The organism is Lentilactobacillus parafarraginis DSM 18390 = JCM 14109, assembly GCF_001435895.1.
Taxonomy (GTDB): Bacteria; Bacillota; Bacilli; order Lactobacillales; family Lactobacillaceae; genus Lentilactobacillus; species Lentilactobacillus parafarraginis.
Genome location: NZ_AZFZ01000231.1, coordinates 1 through 329, shown reverse-complemented (window position 1 = coordinate 329; position 329 = coordinate 1). Strand labels below are relative to the sequence as shown.

General features: G+C 47.1%; 1 protein-coding gene. It reads right to left on the bottom strand.

The features are described 5' to 3' along the window. The coding region (locus FD47_RS14845) for a transposase (RefSeq protein WP_156404179.1) at positions 1 to 329 on the bottom strand (329 nt) is incomplete at both ends.

Here is a 329-nt window from a genome sequence, read left to right as displayed (position 1 = left end):
TTAATTGACGCTCACAATTTTTCCAAAGTCGCCGACAATTCTCTAGCCAACTAAAAGATCGTTCGACTACCCAACGTTGGGGCATGACTTCGAATCGATGCAACTCATTGCGCTTCGCAACCTGCACGGTTGCGTTTAAATTACTGGCTACATCGAGCTGAAAATTAACGCCTGAATAACCACCATCAACTAAGACATTTTGAACCTGGCGTAAATGCATGGCATGTAAAGCGATCATTGCACTGGCCCCGTCTCGATCAGAGACGTTCGCTCGCGTCATGTGAATGGCCTGCGGAAAGCCATTGATATCAACTGCCAGATGGCGCTTA